We start from the raw sequence: 18,999 nt of genomic DNA, 5'->3' as shown, positions 1-18,999 counted from the left end.
ATCCTCCGTCGTTATGCTGGGCGCGAGTGCGACTTTCGCCGAAGGAGATGACGTCATCGGACCCGAGCAGCGAGCAGCGGGACGGCGCTTCGCGTACCGGGATCTGACGGCTGCCGGGCTCGCGCTGCTTCTCGTCGCCGCGGCGTTCGTCGTCCCGCGCCTGGGCAACGAGACGATGACAGCGATTGTTCACCGGTCGGCGGAGAGCGTGCGGGACTTCGCGGACGCCGCTCCGCTGTTCGGGTTCCGCGACGTGCACGTCGGCTGGGGGACCCCGGTCGCGATCGTGCTCGCGGTGGCGGTCGCGGTGTGGGGTCCCGGCCTGGCCTCGCGGCTGTCGTGGCGGCACCTCACGCTGGGAGCGTGGCTCGTCTCCGCCGCATGGGCGATGTCGCTGGCGATGGTGGACGGCTGGCAGCGCGGGTTCGTTCGCAGATTGACGTCCGAGGACGAGTATCTGCACGAGGTTCCCCGGATCACCGACATCCCGGCGACGATGCGCGGCTTCAAGGAACGGATTCTGGACAACCAACCCGACTCGTGGACCACCCACGTGTCGGGGCATCCGCCGGGTGCGCTCCTGACGTTCGTCTGGCTCGACCGGATCGGCCTCGGCGGCGGCACCTGGGCCTCGGCGTTGTGTGTCGTGGTCGGAGCGAGCGCGGCCGCTGCCGTGATCGTCACCATCCGGGCGCTGGGCGACGAGTCGATGGCTCGGCGTGCGGCCCCGTTCATCATGCTCGCGCCCACCGCGATCTGGGTGGCGGTGTCCGCGGACGCCTTGTTCGCGGGAGTGGTGGCGTGGGGGATCGCCTTGCTCGCCCTGTCGGCCCGGCGCGCGGTCCGGTTCCCGGCCACAGCCGCGGTCGGTGGCGGTGTGCTGCTCGGATTCGGGATCTATCTCAGTTACGGGCTGGTTCTGATGGCGCTGCCCGCGGTGGCCGTCCTGGTGATCGCCCGCACGGCGAGGCCGCTGGCCGGCGCGTTGGTCGGTGCCCTTGCGGTGGCGGCAGTGTTCACTGGTTACGGCTTCTGGTGGTTCGACGGCTATGTATTGGTGCAGGAACGTTACTATCAGGGCATCGCGTCGGATCGGCCATTCCGGTACTGGGCATGGGCGAACTTCGCCTCCCTCGTCTGCGCCGTCGGAGTGGCGGTACCCGGCGCCTTCCCTCGGGTGTTCGCGTGGCCGCGGCTGAAGAACCTGTCCCCGGTCAACGTGCTGGTGGTCGCCGCCCTGCTTGCCGTGGTGATCGCGGACCTCAGCGCGCTGAGCAAAGCCGAAACCGAACGCATCTGGCTGCCGTTCGCGGTGTGGCTGCTCGCCGCCCCCGCGCTGTTGCCCCAGCGCAGTCACCGGTTCTGGCTTGCGCTGCAGGCCGTCGGCGCACTGGCCGTCAATCATCTATTTCTCACCAACTGGTGACAGCCCGTGCGTACATATCCACCGCGGAGTGTTAACAAGTGCTCACGGGTGGGCGTGACGAATCTGGTCCCGGGGCTCGTCGTAGCGGATCATCTCGAAACCGATCAGCGCGAGCAGGACCGCGGTGAGAATCCCCAGCGTCGCGAGGGCGGGAACGTGCCAGGCGAGCGGGATCAGTGCGAGCAGGATGACCGCCGCGACCACCCGGGGCACCGTCACCGACCCGGTGGCGTACGCCTTGAACCACACCAGCGCGAGCAGGTAGAGCGCGGCGCCACCGAACAGTGCGATCAGCGGCCAGCCGTACAGAGGGTCTGTCAGCCGGTGATGGTTGCCGTCGCCGACGTACGACAGGATCTTCTTCAGTCCCAGCGACAGCATGACGACGCCGATCACCATCGGAAGGTGTAGGAAGCTGTAGCAGTTGCGGGCGATCTGGATCTGACGGGCACCTGTGGCTCGTTCGAACGCGTGCTCCACGGCCAGGGACGTTACATCGAAATACGACCACCACAGCAGCCCCGACACCGCGAGGCCGAGCAGCGACGCCACGATGATGGCCCAGGAGATCGGGAGGTCCGCGACGCCGATGCCGATCGACACGATTGATTCACCCAGAGCGACGATGATGATGAGTCCGTGCCGTTCCGCGAAATGGGCGACCGATCGCAGCCGCCACCCGGTTCCCCCGATGAGGGTGCCGATGTAGTCACCGGCGAGGGCCAGGAACCACATCACTGTCTGCGCGGTCCCGGTGAGCTGCGAGGCGATCAGGAGGCATGTGGTGCCGATCAGCATGCTCGGCGTGAATCGGAGCACCTGTCCGCGGAGCTGGGGATCGTCGCGGCTGATCACCCAGAACATCAACAGATGTAAGGCCCGCACCGCGAAGTAGCCGAGGGCGAAGACGACGGGCCCGTCCAGCCCACCGGCCATATCGTCGAATGCTTCGGGGATGGTCAGCGCGGTGATGAAGACGCCACCCATCGCACCGAACATCACCACCCGCACGACCCCTTCGTCGGCACGCACGAGGTTGCAGATCCACGCGTATCCCACCCAGCTCCACCACAGAACGGCGATCACCAGCGAGCCGCGCAGCAGATTGACCCCAGTGGGGTCGTCCGCCATGAAATCGGTGACGCGAGTGATCGCGAACACGAACACGAGGTCGAAGAACAGCTCGAGCGTCGAAACCGACTCGCGCTCCTGGACGAGGCGCGGACGCAGACGATGGGCGAAGGTCACGGATGAATGGTGCCACTTCGTAGGAAAGCGCGGAAGTCGGGCTGAACCCGCTTTGTTCGTAGAAAGACGAAAGTATGTATTGATGTCGGTCGTAAGTTCCTCTACTGTCAGCGTGACACCGCTCACTCGTATGGAGGACAGGAATCATGGCTCTGACGATCGGCATCGACGTGGGTGGCACGAAAATCGCGGCCGGAGTCGTGGACGGCGACGGAGCCATCCACCGGATGGAGCGCCGGCACACCCCGTCCCACGATGCGCGGGAGGTCGAAAACGCCATCGCCGAGCTCGTCCGCGAACTGGCGGCCACGTATCCCGTGCAGGCGGTCGGTATCGGCGCGGCCGGTTTCGTGGCCGCCGACCTCAGCACCGTGCTCTTCGCCCCGAACCTCGCCTGGCGCAACGAGCCTCTGGGTGAAGTCGTCCAGGCCTCCTGCGGACTGCCGACCATCGTCGAGAACGACGCCAACGCCGCAGCCTGGGGCGAGGCGCGATTCGGGGCCGGACGCACCGGTCGCACCGTTGTCGTGCTCACGGTCGGAACCGGAATCGGCGGCGGCATCGTCGTGGACGGCGTTCTGCACCGCGGACGCTTCGGAGTGGCTGCGGAGTTCGGTCACCTCAATGTCGAACCGCACGGCCGCCGCTGCGGTTGCGGGAACAACGGATGCTGGGAGCGCTACGCCAGCGGGCGTGCGCTCGTGCGGGAGGCGCAGGACCTCGCGGTGGTCTCACCCGCATTCGCCGCGGAACTCCTGGCCCGCGCAGGTGGACGCGCCGAGGCCATCACCGGACACCACGTGACCGCCGCAGCACAGCACGGCGACGCAGCGGCGCTCGCGTGTTTTCGGGAGATCGGCTCCTGGCTGGGACACGGCATGGCGGACATCGCCGCGTTCTTCGATCCCGACCTCTTCATCATCGGCGGAGGGGTGTGTGAAGCAGGCGAACTACTTCGGGCCCCTGCCGCAGCCGCGTTCGAGAACCGCCTGACCGGACGCGCACACCGGCCTGTCGCCGAAGTCCGACTGGCCGAACTCGGCGCGAACGTCGGCATCGTCGGCGCCGCCGACCTGGCTCGCGAGCACCTGCTCGGGCTCGCTCATGACGGCTCACAAGTATCTGGAGGAGTGCAATGTCCAATCGGCTGAGTCTTCCCGTTCCGGTCGCCGAAGTGTGGGACTGGCAACGAGATGCCGCGTGCCGCGGCTACGAATCGTCACACTTCTTCCACCCCGACCGTGAACGCGGCCGGGCACGCGAACTGCGTGATTTCCGCGCCAAACAAACCTGCCGCGGCTGTCCGGTGCTGGTCGAGTGCCGCGAGCATGCACTCAGGGTGGGTGAACCGTATGGAATCTGGGGTGGGCTCGCCGCGCACGAACGCGAAGAACTCCTCGCCAACCACCAGGGCCGGGTGGACGACGCCGTCGCAGAATCGTTCGGCCTCGATCTGGCGCGCCACGCCTGATGCCGTTCGATCTTAAGCGCCACGCCTAATGCTCTTCGGCCTCAGTTGCCGGCCGGAAGCATGAGTACCCGGCCGTTGTCGGTATCCGCGACATAGACGTCGCCACGGTTCGACACGGCGATGCCCTCGGGTTCACTGAGTCCGGTGAACGGCAGAACTTCCTGTTCGTCCGAGCCGGCCCGAAGTCGCAGCACGCGGTGGTGGTTCTGGTCGATGGCGTACACCGTCCCGTTGTCGTCGACGGCCACCCCGCCCACGCTCTGCAGGTCGGTGAGGGGCAGAAAGCTTTGCGCGCGGGTGGCCGCGTTCCACGCCAGAACCTTGTTCGGGGTGCCCACATAGAGGTCACCCTGCTTGTCGACGGCCACGGTGAACGGGCCGATCACCGTGAGCGGTACCTCGGCGGGGCTCGCCGTGACGTCGTGCAGTGACACCACCCGGTTGTTCAGCGTGTCGGCGACATACACGGTTCCGTCCGGCCCCACCGCGACGCCGAACGGCTGGTTCAGACCGGTGAACGGCAGCGGCAACGCGGTGTCGTCGTGCAGCAGTGTCACCGTGTTGGTCACCAGATCGGAGACGTACACGTCACCGGAAGCACTGACGGCGACGCCCTGCGGCACCGCGAGTCCGGTGAACGGGAGGACGGTTTGCTGTCCGGAGCCGGCGTGCACCCGCACAACCTGCTTGGCCGAGCTGTCCGCGATGTACAGGTCCCCGGCGTCGCTGACCGCGAGCCCCGCAGGACTCGCCAGGCCGGTGATCGGAAGGACCACCTGCTCGCTTGTCGGCTGTTCGTCCGGCCATGCGAAGAACGCGACACCGGCCAGGAGCACGGCGCCGGCCAGGGCCGTGGTCACCGCCACCGGTTTGCGCCACCACGGCCGGCGCCTCGGCGCCGGGACGGTCTCGGTGAGCGTCCCGCCGCTGACATGGGTGGTTGCCGCAGGATCGACGGGCCGGGACGGGCCGGGGGCGAGGGCGGGTGCGCTGCGTGATGCGGCGTCGATCGCGTCGCTGAACTCACGGCAACTCGAATACCGGTCGTCACGGTCCTTGGCCATCGCCCGCGCGACGACATCGTCGAATCCGGCGGGCAGGTCCGGCCGCACCCTGCTCGGCTTCGGGATCGGACCGTTCAGATGACCGTGCATCACTGCGGAGGCCGTGGTGCCCGGATACGGCGGTTCGTTGGTCAGAAGGTGGAAGAACGTGCATCCCAGCGCGTAGATGTCGACCCGGTGATCGAGTCTCGCACCCTCGATCTGCTCGGGTGCGGCGTAATGCAACGTCGCGACGAGCATCCCCGTCCGGGTCAGCTGATGTGTTTCGTCCAGCGCCTTCGCGGTGCCGAAATCGGCCAGCAGGATCCGTTCGGGATCACCTTCGGCAAGCAGGATGTTGGCGGGCTTCACATCGCGATGCAAAATCCCGGCCCTGTGTGCATGGTCGAGGGCGTTCCCGGTTTCGGACACGATGCGCATCGCCCGCGCGACATCCAGTCCGCCGGACGCGAGGGCTTTCCGCGCATCGACGCCGGGAACGTACTGCATCGCGATCCACAACCGGCCACGCTCCCGGCCGCGGTCGTGAATCGTCACGATGTTCGGGTGTTCGAGTTTTGCGGCGTGGTCGGCCTCCGACTCGAAGCGTGAGCGGACGTACTCGTCGCTCGCCCACACCGAGTCCAGCAATTTGAGGGCGACCTTGCGTGGCAGGTTCGGATGCTGAGCGAGGTATACGGTGCCCATGCCGCCTCGTCCCAGAACCCGTTCGATCACGTAGCCGGCAAATACCGTGCCCGGTTCGAACTCGCCACTCACATCGGCTTCACCGCCTCCCGGGTCCCTCCACCCATTGAACCCCGACCCCGGGTCAGTCCGGTAGCCGCCGCATCTCGATGACGGTCAATCCCAGCGCGTCGAAACGGGCCAGCATCCCCCGCAGGTCCGTCGGGCTGTCGACCCGGCCGTACAGCGTGGTGTCACCTGTTGTCACACCCGATACGTCCAACTCCGGGAAAGCCGCGATGACCCGCTCGGACAAGGTGCCGCTGATCAGGAAGGCGTACCTGACGTTGTCGGGCCAGGTCGAGTGCTCCACGGCGGCTCCTTCATTCGCGGATGGGCAGTCCGTCGACCAGCGGTCAGCCAGTGAATCAAGGGTGACTCGAAAGACACCGGCGCGCCTCACCCGCAAGTGGTGAATCGCGCTCAGAGCAAGCCGGCCTGTTGCGCTGCCGCGATGGCGTCACGTCGCGAGGTGACCCCGAATTTGCGGTAGATCCCGCGCAAGTGGGTCTTCACGGTGTTCACGGACACGCACAGGTCGGTGGCGATCTGCTCCGCCGTGCGCCACGACGGAAGCTCCACGAGCAGTTCCAGTTCGCGGGGAGTCAGCATGTCGGACGCCGCGGTTCCGGACCGTGGAAACGACGCGCGTAGCCGCTCCACGAAAGTCTCGAGCACCCCGAACCGCCCGGTGCTCCGGATCAGTAATTCTCGGATCTGTGGTCCGCAGTCGTGGAACGGACGCAGCACCGAATCGGGCTCGGCCAGGCGGAGCGCCTCGGTGAGGGCACTGTGCGCCCGCGAATCATGCTTGCGGGCAAGCGCTATTGCCGTGTCGACCAACCACGCCGCAATCAGATTGGTGCCCGCCGCGCACACCACTGTGCCGTCCAGCACGGGTTGCAGGGTTTTGCGGGCCTGATCGAGACGGTGGGAGTGGACATGAACGATGGCGTCGAGGACCGCCGTGTCACCGGTCGATCCGATCAGGGTCCGCGCGTCCGCCGCGAGCTCGTGTGCCCACCCGACCTCGCCGGCGGTGAGGTACGCGTACTGGATCGCCGGCAGCAACACCGCCCGGATACCCGGCGGCACGGGGATCGACGACGAGACAGGGCTGTGCGCATGGAGCGTGGTCACCGCACTGTGTCGATGGTCCGACCCGTCCAGTCCGAACAACACCGCGGCGCCATCCGCGAACGTTGCGGTTCCGGCGTTCTCGCGGTGCAGAACTACGGCCGATTCGGCGGCGATCCGCGCGGCGTCGTCGTCGAGACGGACATAACGGCACCATGAATCGACCAATCGCACCAGGTGGAACGTCGGATTGTCTGTGGCGGACTGCTCCGCTCCGATTCTGAGCGACTCGCTCACGAGGGCGGCGGCACGAACTACCTCACCTCTCGACATGGCGAGGGCCGCGAGAGAGCCGAGGCAGTACATGACGGTGAGCGACGCATCGGCGAGGCGGGCATGAGCCAGCGCCTTCCCGAGCACGTGCTCCGACTCCCCGGTTCGGCCGAGGAACAGTAGCGCCCTGCCTTCCTGAAGAAGTACGAACGCGTCCAGTTCTGATTCGCCTGTCGATTCCGGTCCCACCGACCGCAGCCGGGTCAGCGCGTCGTCGATGTCGCCGGTCTGAACGGCGGTCTGCACGCGGAGCGACTCCCGAAGCAGCAGGTGCCGTCGCGGATCCGTTTTGTCGATCACCGCCTCTGTCCGTGTGCGGTCGAGAACGTCGAGCGTGGACCGCGCCACGGGAACGTTGCCCGCGGCCAGCGCCGCCGCCGCGCGGATCAAGCGCGCCGACGGATGCTCCTGGGTGGTTCGCGGCGCCCGCGTGAGGAGACGATCGACCGCCTCACCGTGACCCCCGACGATCAGCGACAGCGACGTCCGGGAGAGCAGCGCGACAATCGCATCGTGGTCGCCCGAGTTGACCGCATGTTCGAGCGCCACCAGCGCATCCCCGAACTCCGCGTGCCAGTGCGCGGCGGTGAGTTCGAGATGCTCCACCTCGACGTGTCCGACGCGGCTGATCTCCGCCCGCAGATAGCTACGCAGCAGCGGGTGGTACCGATACTCCGTCGGGGAGCCGTCGATTCGGTTGATCAGAAAGTTGTGGTGTTCGAGCCAATCCACCTTGTCGTGCGCGTCGGTGCAGCCGGTGAGGATCTCCGCGAAGTGGGTTGTGAACGATGCGGGCACGGAGGTGCGGAGAAGGAAGTCGCGCATCTCGTCGGTCTGGCCGGCGAGAACTTCCTCGATGAGATAGTCGGCGACCGCTCGTCGATTACCGGAGAACTCGGCGATCAACCGACTGGGATCGGAATGACCTTCCAAAGACATTCCTGCTAAACGGATTCCGGCTGCCCAACCCTCGGTGCGCTCCATCAGGGCGTCGAGGTCGCCGGGATCGAGCCGCACATCGTGCTCGGTGAGCATCGCGGCAGCCTCCTCGGCGGTGAAGGCGAGATCGCGTGCCGTGACGGTGAAAAGCTTGCCGTCCAGCCGAAGTCGCTGCAACGCGAGTGGGGGCTCGAATCGTCCGCAAATGATTGTCCGGAGCATCGGCGGTTGCCAACGCATGAACGACTCGAGGTCGTTCAGTATGTCGGTGTCGAGGAGCAGATGAGCGTCGTCGATCACCATCCAAAGGTTCTCCCCGAGTTCACCCAGATCCGCGGACATGTGCGCACCGAGGTCGGGTGAATCGGGGTCGAGGCGGTCACACAACGCGCGCAGCCGAGGATTTCCGGTTTCGTTCAGTGCCCGCAGAATGGCGCGGTGGATGACGCCGATGTCGTTGTAGCGTTCTTCGATCGTGATCCACGCGATGGTCGGGGAATCCACGCCCGCCAGAACTTCGGATGCCCAGTCGGCGGCCAGTCGGGTCTTGCCCGATCCGGCGGGCGCACACACGAGGACGACGGGATAGGGGTGAACTTCGCTGGTCAGGGCATCTGTTAGGAGGTTGTGCAATCTGGTGCGGGTGACCGTTCGGCCCACCGCACCCGAAGGTATTCGGATGCTCGAATGAAACTCGCCGAAATGTACTGCCGTCACGCCGACCCCCAATTCTCGCTGCACCGAGAAACGATCTTCGACAAACGCCAATCTCCGACGCCGTGCGCCGGTGCGGTGATTTTAGCGAGAAAGCGCTGTTCGTGTGGGTGAACGGCAGGGCCTGAAAGGCCTGTTCGAGCCTATTTCTTCTCGTGGCGCGGTGGGTCGGGGGATGCGGCCGGTTCCAGAGGCGGGGGAGCGTCGCTGAGAATTGTGTTCACCCACCTCGTGGACGGGTCGATATCGATCAGAAGCGCCTTCGCCATCAGTGTCAGCGGAATCGCGAGAATCGCGCCGAGGGGACCGAGTATCCACGTCCAGAAGACCAGCGACAGGAAGGTGAAGGTCACCGACAGGCCGACCGCGTCGCCGACGAACTTCGGTTGGATCACCGACTGGATGATGACGTTGATGACGCTGTACACGACGATGACCGTCAGCATCAGTCCTGGACCGCCCTCGAGCAACGCGAGCAGAGCCGGTGGAACGAGCCCGAGGACGAAGCCGACGTTCGGGACGTAGTTGGTGATGAACGACAGCAGTCCCCACAGGATCGGCAGCGGAATCCCCAACGCCCACAGCGCCGCGGTGTCGATGACCGCGACGATCAATCCGAACACCGTGGACACGATCAGATACTTGCGCGTACCGGCCGAGAAGGCGGTGAGGGCGGTGGCGATGTCCGGGCGCATCTGCGTGACGATGGACATCCGCGAACCGTAGGAGCTGCCGTCGACGGCCATGAACAGCAGGAGTGCGAGGACGAACAGCAGGTTCGAGAAGATACCCAGCATTGCCTGCAGAATCCCCTCGACCAGTCCGAAGACGTTGCCGTAATCCACCTGGGACAGCAGAGTCTGGGCGTCGCTGGAGTTCACCCCGTTGCTGTTCAGGAAACTCTGGGCGTCGTCGATCAGGTTCGTGAAGTCGTCCGCGTACTCCGGTAGGAGCGTGGCGAGTTGCGCGACGGACAAGGCCAACGACAGCACGAGGACGAGAAGAATGCTGTTGACCACCACGATCGCCGCGATTGTCGCGAGCCAACCCGGGACACCTTTTCTGTAGAGCCATTCGGGCAGCGGGTGGACTGCGACGGTCAGCATGAGAGCGAGGAAGATGGGGCCGACAATCGACGCAGCTACCTGGATCCCCGCCACGGTGACGACGAGCGCGGCCAGCCCGAGAATGACGATCAGGCCACGCGGCATCGACCATTGGGTGTCGGCCGGTTTACCGGACCGGTCCTGAGGTTCTGTCATCGCGTGTCCCCTTCGCAAAGGTTCGGCGGCATCGACTCTCGCATTCGGTGCGCCGACGCACATCATCCGTTGCAGATGAGGATCACCCGGCGCGGATGATGTCCACGGCCGAACGAGGCCGGACCATTCAACTGTTCGCAAATACACTTTCGAGAAGGGCATGGACATGACGACCAATCCCGAGTCCAGAACGAACAGCCCTGTAAAGCAGGGTTTTGCAGCAGGAACGTCTCTGGCAGCGGCGATTCTGCTGCTGACAGTCGGCGTGATTTCGTTCTTCCAGGGAATTGCCGCAGTCGCTTCCGACGACCTGCTGGTCATCGGCGTCGAATACACCTATCAGTTCGACACCACCACGTGGGGGTGGATTCACATCGTGCTGGGCGTCGTGCTGATCGCCAGTGCCGTAGGTCTGATGACGGGCGCTACCTGGGCACGAATCGTGGCCGTCTGTATTGCTGCACTGTCCATCCTCGCGAACTTCCTGTGGCTTCCCTACTACCCGCTGTGGTCGATTCTCATCATCGCCCTCGACGTGGTCGTGATCTGGGCAGTCACCACCTGGGACACCAGCAAGTACGACACCACCACGTACTAGGACGAGGGAGTGGGGAGTCCCCCGGGCGCTCCGCGCCCGTGAGTGGTTAACGAGTGCAGGGACTCGTTAACCACTCACGGGTGGCGGAGCCGCCGGTAGTGTTCGGGCGGATTCGAGGGGGGTCGAGTGAAGAGAATTGCCGGGGTGCTCCTGTGCGCCGTCATCACGTCCGGGTGTGCGCACAACGTGTCGGGGACTGCGGGGGCGTCTCCGCTGGACGAGTTGAGTCCAGGGCAGCAACGTCACATCGACGTAGAGGACGCCCTACGCGCCGCCGATCCGTGCGGACTTCTGGACGAGGCCGTGGTGCGGCAGTTCGGGACGGTTCAGCAATTCGGATCCGCTGTGCAGTTGCCGGTGTGTTCGACGCTGATTGCCCGGCCCGGCGGCGCGACGACCTACGTGGACGTGTCTCTGCTGCCATCGATGCTGTCGGACTCAGCGCTGACCCGGCCGGACACGGTCGACGGGGTCACTGTCTACCGCGGTCCGGGCGCGGACCTCGCGCGCGGGACGTGTGAACGCGTCTTCCAGCTGAACATCGGAACACTGGGGGAACGCGCGAACCCCCAGTTCGCGACCGTCCGCGTCGGAACCGTCGCCGGGGAGGACGCCTGCCCGCTGGCCGACGTGGTGCTGGACTCCGCGATCGACAGCATGCGGTCGGGACTGCCCGCCCGTGACGCCGCGGCCCGGAATCAAGTGGCACTCGCGGTCCACGACCCGTGCGAAGTCCTCGACGTGCTGGGCAACGCCGGCGGACGCGTCGTCGATCCGGACGCACCGCCGACACCGTTCGACTGCGTCCTGTTTCCGGACCCGAATCGGGTGCCCGGAAGTGAGGTGACCGTGTCGTTCACCGTGTCGCCGGTCAAGGAAAACCGACCACCCGTTCCCACCGGACCGGAGACGATCGGCGACCGGTGCCGTTGGACGAGCCCGATGGGTGAGCCGATCGACATCACGCGACCCGGAGCCGAGGTCGACCAGTTCACCCGCAGGCTCGGTTCCGCTGGTGCAGTCGTCACTGTTCACGGGCCGAACTGCACCGCAGTCGCCAGGGTCGCGGAGGCCGCGACCACGGTGTTCGGATAGACGGCCTGACGGACTCACCCGGGATCACATTGGACTGCGCCGGTAAGCTCGACAGCTGGACCAGTACAGATTCTTCGACCTGGAGGTAGAAACGCGTGGCTCTCGTCGTCCAGAAGTACGGCGGATCCTCGGTGGCAACCGCCGAGCGAATCCGACGAGTGGCTGAACGGATCGTCGAGACCAAGAAGGCCGGCAACGATGTCGTCGTCGTGGTTTCAGCGATGGGGGACACCACCGATGAGCTGCTCGATCTGGCTCAGCAGGTGTGCCCTGCCCCACCCGCCCGCGAAATGGACATGCTGCTGACCTCAGGTGAGCGCATCTCCAACTCTCTCGTCGCGATGGCGATCCATTCGCTCGGTGCCGAAGCCCGTTCGTTCACGGGCTCGCAGGCAGGTGTCATCACCACCGGTGCGCACGGCAACGCCAAAATCATCGACGTCACACCCGGTCGCGTTCGCGACGCGCTCGACGAGGGTTCGATCGTCCTCGTCGCCGGATTCCAGGGCGTCAGCCAGGACAGCAAGGATGTGACGACGCTCGGACGCGGTGGTTCCGACACCACCGCCGTGGCGCTCGCGGCTGCCTTGAAGGCGGATGTCTGCGAGATCTACACCGACGTCGACGGCATCTTCAGCGCGGACCCGCGCATCGTTCCCGACGCGCAGCGTCTCGAGACGGTGTCGTTCGAGGAGATGCTCGAACTCGCGGCGTGCGGCGCAAAGGTGCTGATGCTGCGCTGCGTCGAGTACGCCCGCCGTTACAACGTGCCTGTGCACGTCCGCTCGTCATACACGACCAAGCCGGGCACCATCGTGTCCGGATCGATGGAGGACATCCCCGTGGAAGAAGCAATTCTCACCGGAGTCGCGCACGACCGCAGCGAGTCCAAGGTCACCGTCGTCGGCCTCCCCGATACCCCGGGTTACGCCGCGCAGATCTTCCGGGCGGTCGCCGACGCGGAGATCAACATCGACATGGTGCTGCAGAACATTTCCAAGGTCGAGACCGGGAAGACGGACATCACGTTCACCCTGCCGACGGCCGACGGGCCGCGCGCCGTCGAGAAGCTGTCCAAGCTGCAGGGCGAGGTTGGTTTCACCCAGATCGTCTTCGACGATCACATCGGCAAGGTGTCCCTGGTCGGAGCCGGCATGAAGAGCCACCCCGGCGTCACCGCCACCTTCTGTGAGGCGCTCGCCGAGGCCGGAATCAACATCGACCTCATCTCCACGTCCGAAATTCGCATCTCGGTGCTCGTCAAGGACACCGATCTGGACAAGGCTGTGAAGGCGATCCACGACGCATTCGAACTCGGCGGCGACGAAGAAGCTGTCGTGCACGCAGGAACGGGACGGTAAATCATGACCACCATCGCTGTCGTCGGTGCCACCGGTCAGGTGGGCATCGTCATGCGCACTCTCCTCGAGGAACGAAACTTTCCCGCGGACACGGTGCGGTTCTTCGCCTCCGCGCGGTCGGCGGGCAAGAAGCTGCCGTTCCGCGGTGAGGAAATCGTCGTCGAAGATGCGTCCACCACCTCCGACGAGGACCTGAAGGGCATCGACATCGCGCTTTTCTCGGCCGGTGCGACGCTCTCGCGCGAGCAGGCCCCACGGTTCGCCGCTGCAGGCGCCGTCGTGGTCGACAACTCGTCCGCGTTCCGCAAGGACCCCGACGTTCCCCTGGTCGTCAGCGAGGTCAACCCGGAGCAGGCGAAAAATCCGCCGAAGGGCATCATCGCCAACCCCAACTGCACCACGATGGCCGCGATGCCGGTTCTGAAGGTGCTGCACGACGAGGCCGGACTGCAGCGCCTCATCGTGTCCAGCTACCAGGCGGTGTCGGGCAGCGGTATCGCCGGCGTCGAGGAACTGGTGAGCCAGGCGCGCGCGGTCATCGACAATGCGGAGAAGCTGGTCCACGACGGCAGCGCCGTCGACTTCCCCGCCCCGAACAAGTACGTCGCGCCCATCGCGTTCAACGTGCTGCCGCTCGCCGGCTCTCTCGTCGACGACGGCAGCGGTGAGACGGACGAGGATCAGAAGCTCCGCAACGAGAGCCGCAAGATCCTCGGCCTGCCCGACCTCCTGGTGTCGGGTACGTGTGTCCGCGTCCCCGTCGTCACCGGGCATTCGCTGTCGATCAACGCCGAGTTCGAGCGTCCGCTGTCGGTGGAACGCGCGCAGGAGATTCTGTCGAAGGCTCCCGGGGTGCAGCTCGTCGACGTGCCCACCCCGCTGCAGGCCGCGGGCAGCGATCCGTCGCTGGTCGGGCGCATCCGCCAGGATCCGGGTGTCCCCGAGGGCCGCGGTCTGGCGCTGTTCGTGTCGGGCGACAACCTGCGTAAGGGTGCCGCGCTCAACACCATTCAGATCGCCGAACTGCTGGTGTGATCTCCCCACGTGAGTGGCAGAGCACGCTCTGCCACTCACGTGCGGTTCACCCGGCACGTGCGAGGCGTACACGAGTTCGCCGACCCTAGGGTTCGGACATGGGCTCGGTTCTCGGAGAAATGCTCCCGCTCGCAGTCGGTGTCGCCATTTCACCGATCCCGATCATCGCGGTCATCCTGATGTTGTTGTCGAAGCGCGCCGGCGGTGCGAGTGCAGGCTTCGGTGTGGGGTGGATCGCCGGAATCCTTGTGGCTACCGGCCTCGTCATGCTCTTCGCCGGCGGTATCGACGCCACCGACTCCGATGGTCCGTCGGCGACCACGTCATGGGTCAAGATCGTCCTCGGCGTGCTCCTGCTCGTGCTCGCCGGACGGCAGTGGAGAAGTCGCAATGCCGACGCGGAACAGCCGAAGTGGATGCGGGCAATCGATGACTTGAACATCGCCAAGTCGATCGGACTCGGATTCGTCCTGGCGGCAATCAATCCGAAGAACCTTCTGCTGTGTGTCTCCGCGGGAGTGGTGATCGGCTCGTCCGGTGTGAGTGGCGGTGAGCAGGTGATCGCGCTGGCGGTGTTCACCGTGCTGGCCGGGTCGACGGTGATCGTTCCCGTGGTCGCCTACGCAGTCGCCGCCGACAAGATGCACGGCACCCTCGACAACCTGAAGGTCTGGTTGCAGGCCAACAACGCCGCGGTGATGAGCGTGCTGCTACTGGTGATGGGAGCCGTCGTTCTCGGGAAGGGATTCGGCGGAGCGTTCTGACGCGACCGCGTCGGGCCCGCGGAGGTACCGCCCGATGTAGGCCTCGTCCAGTGCGAGCGCCTTGGTGATCACCGCTGCTCCCACGATGACGACTGACATCACGAAAAGCCAGCTGATCGCGGTGAATACCAGGCCGAGTGACCCGAATTGATGCTGTGCCGAGGCGGTGATCCGGGGGAGAAGGATACGTCCGCCGACGTGGAGAGTGGTCAGTGCTGCGGCGGTCAGCGCCCCGGTGGCCCAGAGCACGCGGCCCTCGAGGGTGCCCATCGTCAGCAGATACGGGCTGAGCGTCCAGACGGCCATCCACACCGCGAACTCCCCGGCGACTGCGAGCGGTGGTCCGATGAACCGGACGCTCGTGAGCTCGCTCGCCAGGCCGATCGCTGTACTCGACAGCGCAACGGCGAACAGGACCACCAGCCACCGCCAGGCGTCCCGGAGATTGATCGACGGTACGTTCCAGATCTTCCCGTAGATCCGGGCGAGTGCCCGGGCAAACGACGTGCCGCTGATCGCGATCATCAGCAGGCCGACCACCCCGAAGGCCGCGAACGACGGGTCCGTGGCGTCCACGGCGCCGGAGGTGGAGGACAACTCCGTGGGGTCGAAACCGAACTGGGTCTTGATGGTGCGGGCGGTCAGGTGCCAACTGCTCAACGTCGAGGCCGCAATCATTACGGGCAGCACCGACGTGAAGATCCGCGCGGCAAGTGTCATCGACCGGTCGACGAGTTCGATCTCGATCAGCCCGTCGATGACCCGTCGAACCGTGCGGCCCGGAGGAGTGCCCTGCATCCAGCCGTTGGCCGATTCGGTCCGCGCCGCGAGAGCTTCCCGAGCCAGCATCACTGACAACTTGGTCGACCGCACCTTACTTACTCAACCGCAGTGAACGCGATCTGTCTTCATCCCCGTCAGGTGAGTCCGGCCCGCGTTCACTCGCGGACGACGCATCGGAAACCGATGTGGCAGGTCGACGTCTCCTCGGTATCGCCCTGCCGAGCCGACGGCCGGTAGCGGAGGCAGTAATTCGGTGCGCAGAGGTGTGAACCACCCTTGATCACTCGCCGCGCATAGGGTTCGCCGGGGTTCGCCGCGCGCGCGGTGTCGACGCGCGGGTTGGTCGGAATGCAGCAGGAACTGGTCGGCGCGACGTTTTTCCCGCTCGCGGAATGATCAGGGGTGAAATGGTCGGTGGTCCACTCCCACACGTTGCCGGCCATGTCGCTGAGTTCGTATCCGTTGGGCCGGAAGTGACCCACCGGCGACGTGCGGGCGAAGCCGTCCGCGAGCAGGTTCTCCCAGGGGAACCGGCCCTGCCAGACATTTCCGCCGGGCCTGCCACCCGGCTCGTGCTCGTCACCCCACACGAACGGTTGCCGGTCCAGTCCGCCTCGCGCCGCGAATTCCCACTCCGCTTCCGTCGGCAGATCTTTGCCTGCCCACTCCGCGTACGCGCGGGCATCGAACCACGACACATGGGTGACGGGATGGCGTTCACGTCCGCCGACGTTGCTGCCCGGACCCTCCGGATGACGCCAGTCCGCTCCCGGCGTGAACGACCACCAGCGGGTGTAGTCGTCGAGCGGCACCGGTCCCGGTGTCGGGGTGAACACGAGCGAGCCGGGGACCAGCAACGACGGGTCCGCGTCCGGGTACTGCGCGGGGTCGGGGGCGACCTCGGCGGTGGTGACGTGACCGGTGTCTTTCACGAACCGCCGGAACTCGGCGACGGTTACCGGGTGCGAGTCCATCCAGAACCCGTCGACCGTCACCTGGTGGACCGGGCGCTCCTCGGGATAGAAGTCCTCCGACCCCATCCAGAACGTGCCACCCGGGATCCATGCCATGTTCTTCGGTACCGCTCGAGTCATGGGGCCAGCGTGGCACGGTCGGCGCGCGGGTGCGACAGAATCCCCGGTGCTGAAACCGGGCTGAGGGGTACCCCACTCGAGGTACCGTCGGCTTTCCGAGTCGCAACAGGATATTCATCGTGCAGGGGGCGCCGGCGAATGGATGGACGGATTCCGCGCAGGTCGTTCGTTCGTGGTCTGGCACTGACGGCCGGGCTGGGCGCGGTAGGGGTCGGCTCAGCGAGTGCGTTCCCCTTCGGCATCGACCCCCTGCGGCCCTTCGTTTTCCGGTCACCGCCACTCGAACCGTTTCGGGACCCACTTCCCCTGCTGCCGACACTCGGTGGCACTTCCGTCGAGGTACACGCGAGCAGCACGATGCACACGTTCCACTCCGACCTTCCCGCCTCCCCGGCGCTCGCGTACGGCGGTGTCGACTACCTGGGACCGACGATCGAGGCTCGGGTCGGCGAACGGACATCGCTCGTCTACCGCAACGACATCGTGAGTAATCCCCTCGCCGCCGATGTGGACACGAGGTTGCACGGCGTGACCGAAGCGGACCGCACCGACGTGGCGACCGCGCTGCACCTGCACGGGGGGTCCAATCCGCCCGAGTTCGACGGGCACCCCGAGCACACGCTGCGGCGCGGGCAAGGGCTGGTGTACGAGTTTCCGAATCAGCAGGACGCGTGCACACTCTGGTATCACGACCACGCGATGGGGGTCACCCGGCTCAACATCTTCGCTGGACTGGCCGGTCTGTACCTGCTCCGCGACGAGTTCGACACCGGTACCGCGGGCAATCCGCTCGGGCTGCCCGCCGGCGAGTTCGAGGTTCCGCTGATTCTGCAGGACAAGAATTTCACGGAGGACGGCAGGCAGAGCGTCCGCTCCAACCCGCTGAACCCGCAGGGCAGCTGGGAAGCGGCGACCCCCGGCGACACCGGCGTGGTGAACGGCAAGGTGTGGCCGGAGATGGCCGTTGCGCGCGGGCTGTACCGCCTGCGCATGGTGAACGCCGCCTCGTTCAGCGTGTGGAACCTCTTCTTCGACAATCGAATGCGGTTCTGGGTCATCGGCGCCGAAGGCGGATTGTTCGACGCCCCGGTCCCCGTCGACCATGTTCGCCTCGGACCGGGTGAGCGCGCCGACCTGCTCGTCGACTTCGGCGCTCTGGCGCCCGGCGCGACCGTCGAGCTGCGCAACGACGAAGCGATCCCCGACCAGGTGGCGCAGCGCGGGGTCCTGCCCATGCCGCGTTTCTGCCGTTTCCGTGTGGGAGCTGCGGCGGGGTTCACCGGCCCGGTGCCGCAGACCCTGCGCGGCGGCCGCCGGCAGCCGCCTCTGCTGGCGCCGGTCGCGCAACCTCAGGTGGTGCGCAACGTCTCGGTACTGCAGATCGGACAGGGCCTCGGGCAACCGTCACCGCTGATGTCCCTCAACAACCTGCGCTACACCACCGACGACATCGAAATGCCGCGCCAGGGCACGGTCGAACAGTGGAACATCGTCAACGCCACCCCGGAGCCGCACCCGATTCATCTGCATCTCGTGAGGTTCCGCGTACTCGGGCGGCAGGCGGTCGATACGGCCGCACTGATGTCGGCGTCGCCGCTCCCCGCGGTCGGGACACGGTGGACGCCGTCTCCGGATCCGTTCACCCGGGGACCGGTGCTGTCGCCGCAGCCGTGGGAGTCCGGTTTCAAGGACACCGTGATTGCCGATGCCAATTCCGTCACCCGGGTGGTCGTGCGGTTTCCGACAGCCGAGGAACTGGGTTTCGATCCCGATGCGACCTTCGGCATGTCGGCCCATGCGACGGACCACTCGGGCGGACACACCGCACAGGCACCCCAACCTCTGCGGGGCTACGTGTGGCACTGCCACATGCTCGATCACGAGGACCACGACATGATGCTGAAGTACCGCCTCGTCCCGTGAGTACTTCTTAACCTCCCGTTGTTGATAAGCACTCACAGGCGCTTACGCAATTTAAAAGCAGTCTGGACTGTTTTGATTTTTCGGCC

At 65.9% G+C, this 18,999-nt stretch carries 16 protein-coding genes; 9 read left to right on the top strand and 7 right to left on the bottom strand.

Features of this window, described 5'->3' with window-relative positions:
• Positions 1-13: 13 nt before the first annotated feature.
• Positions 14-1,426, top strand: coding sequence for a hypothetical protein (locus tag HYG77_RS12830; RefSeq protein WP_208962844.1), 1,413 nt, complete (start codon positions 14-16; stop codon positions 1,424-1,426).
• Between the two features lie 42 nt (positions 1,427-1,468).
• Here the strand turns inward: HYG77_RS12830 and HYG77_RS12825 are convergent, their stop codons facing one another.
• Positions 1,469-2,674 carry a low temperature requirement protein A gene (locus HYG77_RS12825; RefSeq protein ID WP_208962843.1) on the bottom strand — a complete coding sequence of 402 codons (1,206 nt, stop codon included), beginning with the start codon at positions 2,672-2,674 and terminating at the stop codon, positions 1,469-1,471.
• Positions 2,675-2,820: 146 nt separating this feature from the next.
• Here HYG77_RS12825 and HYG77_RS12820 point away from each other — a divergent pair, with 146 nt between their 5' ends.
• Both HYG77_RS12820 and HYG77_RS12815 read left to right on the top strand, forming a co-directional pair.
• Positions 2,821-3,825 carry an ROK family glucokinase gene (locus HYG77_RS12820; RefSeq protein ID WP_109326304.1) on the top strand — a complete coding sequence of 335 codons (1,005 nt, stop codon included), beginning with the start codon at positions 2,821-2,823 and terminating at the stop codon, positions 3,823-3,825.
• Positions 3,810-4,145: a WhiB family transcriptional regulator gene (locus tag HYG77_RS12815; RefSeq protein WP_109326306.1), complete on the top strand. Its 336-nt coding sequence runs from the start codon at positions 3,810-3,812 to the stop codon at positions 4,143-4,145. Before HYG77_RS12820 ends, HYG77_RS12815 begins: the two co-directional genes overlap by 16 nt.
• A gap of 41 nt (positions 4,146-4,186) precedes the next feature.
• On the opposite strand, the gene HYG77_RS12810 is transcribed toward HYG77_RS12815, so the two are convergent.
• The 4 genes from HYG77_RS12810 to HYG77_RS12795 form a co-directional block, all read right to left on the bottom strand.
• Positions 4,187-5,968, bottom strand: a complete 1,782-nt coding sequence (locus tag HYG77_RS12810; RefSeq protein ID WP_208962842.1) for a serine/threonine-protein kinase PknD — start codon at positions 5,966-5,968, stop codon at positions 4,187-4,189.
• 52 nt (positions 5,969-6,020) lie between these two features.
• On the bottom strand, positions 6,021-6,248 hold the full coding sequence (locus HYG77_RS12805) for a hypothetical protein (RefSeq protein ID WP_208962841.1): 228 nt from the start codon (positions 6,246-6,248) through the stop codon (positions 6,021-6,023).
• Between the two features lie 110 nt (positions 6,249-6,358).
• The gene (locus tag HYG77_RS12800; protein WP_244461297.1) at positions 6,359-9,025 is read right to left on the bottom strand and encodes a LuxR C-terminal-related transcriptional regulator; all 2,667 of its coding nucleotides are present in this window, start codon (positions 9,023-9,025) and stop codon (positions 6,359-6,361) included.
• Positions 9,026-9,141: 116 nt separating this feature from the next.
• Positions 9,142-10,260, bottom strand: a complete 1,119-nt coding sequence (locus HYG77_RS12795; protein WP_208962840.1) for an AI-2E family transporter — start codon at positions 10,258-10,260, stop codon at positions 9,142-9,144.
• Between the two features lie 160 nt (positions 10,261-10,420).
• Between HYG77_RS12795 and HYG77_RS12790 the strand changes: the two genes are divergently transcribed.
• From HYG77_RS12790 to HYG77_RS12770, 5 genes are all read left to right on the top strand, one after another.
• Positions 10,421-10,858: a hypothetical protein gene (locus HYG77_RS12790; protein WP_109326314.1), complete on the top strand. Its 438-nt coding sequence runs from the start codon at positions 10,421-10,423 to the stop codon at positions 10,856-10,858.
• Between the two features lie 126 nt (positions 10,859-10,984).
• Positions 10,985-11,953 carry a hypothetical protein gene (locus HYG77_RS12785; RefSeq protein WP_208962839.1) on the top strand — a complete coding sequence of 323 codons (969 nt, stop codon included), beginning with the start codon at positions 10,985-10,987 and terminating at the stop codon, positions 11,951-11,953.
• A 95-nt stretch (positions 11,954-12,048) separates the two neighbouring features.
• Positions 12,049-13,314: an aspartate kinase gene (locus HYG77_RS12780; RefSeq protein ID WP_109326323.1), complete on the top strand. Its 1,266-nt coding sequence runs from the start codon at positions 12,049-12,051 to the stop codon at positions 13,312-13,314.
• Between the two features lie 3 nt (positions 13,315-13,317).
• Entirely contained in the window at positions 13,318-14,349 is a 1,032-nt protein-coding gene (locus HYG77_RS12775; RefSeq protein ID WP_208962838.1) for an aspartate-semialdehyde dehydrogenase, read from the top strand.
• A gap of 98 nt (positions 14,350-14,447) precedes the next feature.
• Positions 14,448-15,113 (top strand): GAP family protein, encoded by a 666-nt coding sequence (locus HYG77_RS12770; protein WP_208962837.1) that lies wholly within the window; start codon positions 14,448-14,450, stop codon positions 15,111-15,113.
• Here HYG77_RS12770 and HYG77_RS12765 read toward each other — a convergent pair.
• Positions 15,060-15,965, bottom strand: coding sequence for a hypothetical protein (locus HYG77_RS12765; protein ID WP_208963366.1), 906 nt, complete (start codon positions 15,963-15,965; stop codon positions 15,060-15,062). The genes HYG77_RS12770 and HYG77_RS12765 overlap by 54 nt on opposite strands.
• An 86-nt stretch (positions 15,966-16,051) precedes the next feature.
• Positions 16,052-16,990 carry a formylglycine-generating enzyme family protein gene (locus HYG77_RS12760; protein WP_208962836.1) on the bottom strand — a complete coding sequence of 313 codons (939 nt, stop codon included), beginning with the start codon at positions 16,988-16,990 and terminating at the stop codon, positions 16,052-16,054.
• Between the two features lie 138 nt (positions 16,991-17,128).
• Between HYG77_RS12760 and HYG77_RS12755 the strand changes: the two genes are divergently transcribed.
• Positions 17,129-18,913, top strand: a complete 1,785-nt coding sequence (locus tag HYG77_RS12755; RefSeq protein WP_208962835.1) for a multicopper oxidase domain-containing protein — start codon at positions 17,129-17,131, stop codon at positions 18,911-18,913.
• Positions 18,914-18,999 lie beyond the last annotated feature (86 nt).

It is taken from the genome of Rhodococcus sp. ZPP (genome assembly GCF_017656075.1).
Classification (GTDB): Bacteria; Actinomycetota; Actinomycetes; order Mycobacteriales; family Mycobacteriaceae; genus Rhodococcus_F; species Rhodococcus_F oxybenzonivorans.
The sequence above is the reverse complement of the archived record's forward strand: the minus strand, read 5'-3'. Positions and strand labels throughout refer to the sequence as shown.

Coding starts and splice junctions, on each gene's coding strand:
- HYG77_RS12790 (WP_109326314.1), top strand. CDS start 10,421: ATGGACATGACGACCAATCCCGAGTCCAGAACGAACAGCCCTGTAAAG.
- HYG77_RS12755 (WP_208962835.1), top strand. CDS start 17,129: ATGGATGGACGGATTCCGCGCAGGTCGTTCGTTCGTGGTCTGGCACTG.
- HYG77_RS12795 (WP_208962840.1), bottom strand. CDS start 10,260: ATGACAGAACCTCAGGACCGGTCCGGTAAACCGGCCGACACCCAATGG.
- HYG77_RS12760 (WP_208962836.1), bottom strand. CDS start 16,990: ATGACTCGAGCGGTACCGAAGAACATGGCATGGATCCCGGGTGGCACG.
- HYG77_RS12775 (WP_208962838.1), top strand. CDS start 13,318: ATGACCACCATCGCTGTCGTCGGTGCCACCGGTCAGGTGGGCATCGTC.
- HYG77_RS12820 (WP_109326304.1), top strand. CDS start 2,821: ATGGCTCTGACGATCGGCATCGACGTGGGTGGCACGAAAATCGCGGCC.
- HYG77_RS12815 (WP_109326306.1), top strand. CDS start 3,810: ATGTCCAATCGGCTGAGTCTTCCCGTTCCGGTCGCCGAAGTGTGGGAC.
- HYG77_RS12770 (WP_208962837.1), top strand. CDS start 14,448: ATGGGCTCGGTTCTCGGAGAAATGCTCCCGCTCGCAGTCGGTGTCGCC.
- HYG77_RS12830 (WP_208962844.1), top strand. CDS start 14: ATGCTGGGCGCGAGTGCGACTTTCGCCGAAGGAGATGACGTCATCGGA.